Source organism: Methylobacterium mesophilicum (assembly GCF_022179445.1).
GTDB classification, from domain to species: domain Bacteria; phylum Pseudomonadota; class Alphaproteobacteria; order Rhizobiales; family Beijerinckiaceae; genus Methylobacterium; species Methylobacterium mesophilicum.
Genome location: NZ_BPQU01000122.1, coordinates 1 through 271, shown reverse-complemented (window position 1 = coordinate 271; position 271 = coordinate 1). Strand labels below are relative to the sequence as shown.

General features: G+C 51.3%; 1 pseudogene. It reads right to left on the bottom strand.

The features are described 5' to 3' along the window. A pseudogene (locus tag MFF40_RS28475) lies at window positions 1-264 on the bottom strand (MFS transporter); the annotation flags it as partial. Between the last annotated feature and the right edge of the window lie 7 nt (window positions 265-271).

Below are 271 nucleotides of genomic sequence, written 5' to 3'. Positions count from 1 at the left end.
CAAACAGCAAAATATAATCAGTTTTCGCCGATCGCCCTGACTGTCAGAACGTTTTGCCAACCAGAGGCTTACGCCGATCCCAGCAATAGCATTCACCGTATAAAAGAGGCCGATCCAGAAAGGTTGCGCGCCAACCTCACGACTCAGAAATAAGCTCAATGTAGGAGCCTGTCGCGCCCCGGCCACCCCCATCATAAAAGCGACCAGCATAAATGCCGCGTAAACACCGTTCATACGGCGAGCCATCGTCATTATCCAGATCATACGTTCC